We start from the raw sequence: 3,743 nt of genomic DNA, 5'->3' as shown, positions 1-3,743 counted from the left end.
AAGGCCGCCCGCATCAGGGCCGGCTACTTCGGCGCCCGGCTGGACGGCCTCGCCGGGGACTTCCTGGAGCAGGTCCTGCTGGTCGAACAGGGGGCTGGCGCCGTAGGTGGCGGTCAGCCGGGTCTCCAGGTGGACGGCGAGTTTGCCGGCGTCGGCGGGGGAGGCGACGGGGAAGGGGAGCTGGTAGCCGCCCGCGGCGGGGGTGGGGGTGGCGGAGGCGCTGGTCAGGAGGCGCTGCCAGGCGTCGCGTTGGGCCTGGTGGGCGGCGTGGGTGGTGCGGGCCTCGGTGCGCTGGGGGTCGTCCGGGAGGTGGGCGCCGACCACCCCGTAGCCGTAGACGGCGGCGTGCTCGGCGCCGAGGGCGCCCTGCAGGACGGGCACGGCGGCGGGCTCGGCGGCGCGTTCGGCGCCGGTGCCGCCGTCGGGGGTCGTGACCGGGGTCGGGTCGCCCAGGGCCACGGCGTGCAGGGCGTTGGAGGCGGAGACGGAGGCGAGCAGCAGGGCGAGGGACGGGCTGACCCCGTCGAGGCCGCGGAGGCGGGACTCGGCGGTCCGGCGCTCCGCGAGGGCCAGCTCCGGGAGGGTGGGCAGGGCACGGTCCGGGGTGCCGGTGGGGGAGGGGCTCGCGGTCGCGGTCGGCAGGCCCTGGGCGAGGGCGGCGCGGTGCCGGACGGTGTCGTCGCGCAGGGGCTGGAGCAGGGCGGTCTGGGCGCCCGGGGCGGCGAGCAGGCCGTCGTAGGCGCCGAGCAGGACGTCGGTGTCGGCGACCGCCCGGAGGCGCGCGGGGGTGTCCGGGTCCCTGGTCGGGGCCGGGTCGCCCGGGCGGCCGCCGTGGCCGGCGGTGCAGGCGGTGAGGGTGGTGAGCAGTCCGAGGGCCAGGAAGGTCCGTCGGCTGGGCGGCTGCATCGGGGTCACTCCGGCGGGTACGGGAGGACGGCCTCCCCGCCTGCCCTCGTTGGCGTGAATGATTACAGAATCCCCACGTTCCCGGGCCCGGTTCGAGGACGGCGTGCGGGGTGTGAGCTTGCTCGCAGTGGGTGGTGCGGGCGTGCTCGGCGGAGGTCCGGAATCGGTGGATGGGGGCTTGACCGGATAGGCTTTGGGCCGAGCTGCCGTGATCCGGTGTGGCACCGGGGACGCGGAGCGACCTTCTGACAACAGCAGACGCGGCCGAGGAGTCCACCCGGATGAGCACCACCCACACCGACCGGCTGCGAGCGTTGCTGGAGCCGCTGGCCGAGCAGGCCGGACTGGATCTGGAGGAGGTCAGGGTCACCCGGGCGGGCAGCCGTCGGCAGGTGCAGATCGACGTCGACACCGACGGCGGCGTGGACATGGACACCATCGCCGAGTTCAGCCGGGTGGTCGGTGAGGCCCTGGACGAGTCGGACCTGATGGGGGACGACGCGTACCTGCTGGAGGTCGGCTCGCCGGGTGCGGAGCGCCCGCTGGTCCTGCCCCGGCACTGGCAGCGCGCCGAGGGTCGGCTGGCCAGGATCCACCTGGTGGACGGCGGGGAGATCGTCGCCCGGGTGCTGGAGGCCGACGAGGACGGCGCGCTGGTCGAGGTGCAGCCGGTGAAGGGGCGTGGCCGCCCGAAGGAGCGCCGTCTGGCGTACGCCGAGGTGGCCCGGGCCCGCGTCCAGGTGGAGTTCAACCGCAAGGACGACGAGGCGCTCCTGGACGAGGCCGCCGACCTCGACGAGGGGGAGGACGGCGCCGAGTGACCCTCCGGTGCCGTACGACCATGACGAACGTGACGAAAGACGAGGAGGCGTAGCCGTGGACATCGACATGAGTGCCCTGCGCACGCTGGTCAACGAGAAGAACATCCCCTTCGACCTGCTGGTCGAGTCCATCGAGTCCGCCCTCCTCACCGCGTACCACCGCACCGAGGGCTCGCGCCGCCGGGCCCGGGTGCACCTGGACCGCAAGAGCGGCCACGTCACCGTGTGGGCCATGGAGGACCCGGCGGAGCTGGACGAGGGCGTCGAGCCGAAGGAGTTCGACGACACCCCGAGCGGCTTCGGCCGGATCGCGTCCAGCATCGGCATCCAGGTGATGATGCAGCGCCTGCGCGACGCCGCCGACGACCAGACCTTCGGCGAGTACGCGGGCAAGGAGGGCGACATCGTCACCGGTGTCGTCCAGCAGGGCAACGACCCGAAGAACGTGCTGGTCGACATCGGCAAGCTGGAGGCCATCCTGCCGCCGCAGGAGCAGGTCCCGGGCGAGGACTACCGGCACGGCACCCGGCTGAAGTGCTACGTGGTGGCCGTGCGCCGGGGCGTCCGCGGGGCTTCCGTGACCCTGTCGCGCACCCACCCGAGCCTGGTGAAGAAGCTGTTCGCGCTGGAGGTCCCGGAGATCGCGGACGGCAGCGTGGAGATCGCGGCGATCGCCCGTGAGGCCGGCCACCGGACCAAGATCGCGGTCTGGTCGCGCCGCCAGGGCCTGAACGCCAAGGGCGCCTGCATCGGCCCGATGGGCTCCCGGGTGCGCGCGGTGATGGGCGAGCTGCACGGCGAGAAGATCGACATCGTCGACTGGTCGGAGGACCCCCGGGAGATGGTGGCCGCGGCCCTGTCGCCCGCGCGGGTGACCAGCGTGGAGATCGTGGACCTCGCCCAGCGCTCCGCGCGGGTGATCGTGCCGGACTACCAGCTGTCGCTGGCGATCGGCAAGGAGGGCCAGAACGCCCGCCTGGCCGCGCGCCTGACCGGGTGGCGGATCGACATCCGGCCGGACACCGAGGGCCAGGCCGAGGAATCGCAGGCCCAGTAATCAGTGTTGTCGTCGGCGCCCCTGCCGGTCCTCCGGGACCGGCGGGGCGGCGCCATGTCGCTTCGGAGGGGTAGACTTGCCTTCGTCTGGCCGGACGCATGTCCGAGCACGCCCGGAACGCACCTGCGTGGGCTGCCGCAAGCGCGCGGCCAAGCACCAGCTGTTGCGTGTCACGGCGGTCGAGGGCGAGTGCGTCCCTGATCCCCGTGGCGCACTCCCGGGCCGGGGCGCTCACCTGCACCCCGACTCGGCCTGCCTCGACCTCGCGGTCCGCCGCCGGGCGTTCCCCCGGGCCTTCCGGCTCCAGGGCGCGCTCGACACCGAGCGGCTCCGCGGGTTCATCGGGGAGCGGGCGGGCGAAGCCTCGTAGCAGGGCCGCCTTCCGCGACGGCCGCCGCTCGCGCGGCGGAGAACCACCGCAACAAGCACAGCGCTCGGGCAGCCGCGCGCCGTGCACCAGTCAGGTACCTCGCGATGTGGAAGTAGGTCGAGATTGCGATGAGCACTCGATGAGTACGCGATGAGTACGCGATGGGTACGCCCATGAAGTAGCGACAGTCCGGCGGACGAGACCCCCGGACTCATAGACAGGAGTGAAGTGGCTAAGGTCCGGGTTTATGAACTCGCCAAGGAGCTTGGCTTGGAGAGCAAGGCCGTCATGGCCAAGCTCACCGAGCTCGGTGAGTTCGTCCGTTCGGCGTCCTCGACGATCGAGGCGCCGGTCGTGCGCAAGTTGACTGACGCGCTTGGTGTGGCCCCCACCGGTGGTGGTTCCGCTGCCAAGCCGGGTCCGCGGAAGACCGCGGCGCCCTCCCCCGCCGCCGGTTCGGGTGCCCCGAAGCCGGGGGCTCCGACCCCGGGTCCGCGCCCCGCCGCGGCCCCTGGTCCCCGTCCGACCCCGGCTGCCGCCGCGCCTTCCGCGCCGGCCGCCACCCCCCCCCCCCCCCCCAAACCGGGCT

5 protein-coding genes are annotated in these 3,743 nt (G+C 73.5%); 4 read left to right on the top strand and 1 reads right to left on the bottom strand.

Going from position 1 to position 3,743, the window contains the following annotated elements; genetic code table 11:
* Positions 1 to 906 (bottom strand): ferritin-like domain-containing protein (locus AB0E96_RS39485; protein WP_359831444.1); only part of this gene is annotated, 906 nt, incomplete at its 3' end.
* Between the two features lie 281 nt (positions 907 to 1,187).
* On the opposite strand from AB0E96_RS39485, the gene rimP reads away from it, so the two are divergent.
* From rimP to AB0E96_RS39465, 4 genes are all read left to right on the top strand, one after another.
* Positions 1,188 to 1,727 carry a ribosome maturation factor RimP gene (gene rimP, locus AB0E96_RS39480; RefSeq protein ID WP_359831442.1) on the top strand — a complete coding sequence of 180 codons (540 nt, stop codon included), beginning with the start codon at positions 1,188 to 1,190 and terminating at the stop codon, positions 1,725 to 1,727.
* Between the two features lie 55 nt (positions 1,728 to 1,782).
* Positions 1,783 to 2,784 (top strand): transcription termination factor NusA, encoded by a 1,002-nt coding sequence (gene nusA / locus AB0E96_RS39475; protein WP_359831440.1) that lies wholly within the window; start codon positions 1,783 to 1,785, stop codon positions 2,782 to 2,784.
* A 127-nt stretch (positions 2,785 to 2,911) separates the two neighbouring features.
* Positions 2,912 to 3,154 carry a YlxR family protein gene (locus AB0E96_RS39470; RefSeq protein WP_359831438.1) on the top strand — a complete coding sequence of 81 codons (243 nt, stop codon included), beginning with the start codon at positions 2,912 to 2,914 and terminating at the stop codon, positions 3,152 to 3,154.
* 228 nt (positions 3,155 to 3,382) lie between these two features.
* The coding region (locus AB0E96_RS39465) for a translation initiation factor IF-2 N-terminal domain-containing protein (RefSeq protein ID WP_359831436.1) at positions 3,383 to 3,743 on the top strand (361 nt) is incomplete at its 3' end.

Origin of the sequence: Kitasatospora sp. NPDC036755, from assembly GCF_040636595.1 — a bacterium.
GTDB lineage: Bacteria > Actinomycetota > Actinomycetes > Streptomycetales > Streptomycetaceae > Kitasatospora.
The sequence above is the reverse complement of the archived record's forward strand: the minus strand, read 5'-3'. Positions and strand labels throughout refer to the sequence as shown.

Bases quoted from the DNA above. Each gene is read 5' to 3' on its own strand.
- rimP (WP_359831442.1), top strand. From the start codon at position 1,188: ATGAGCACCACCCACACCGACCGGCTGCGAGCGTTGCTGGAGCCGCTG.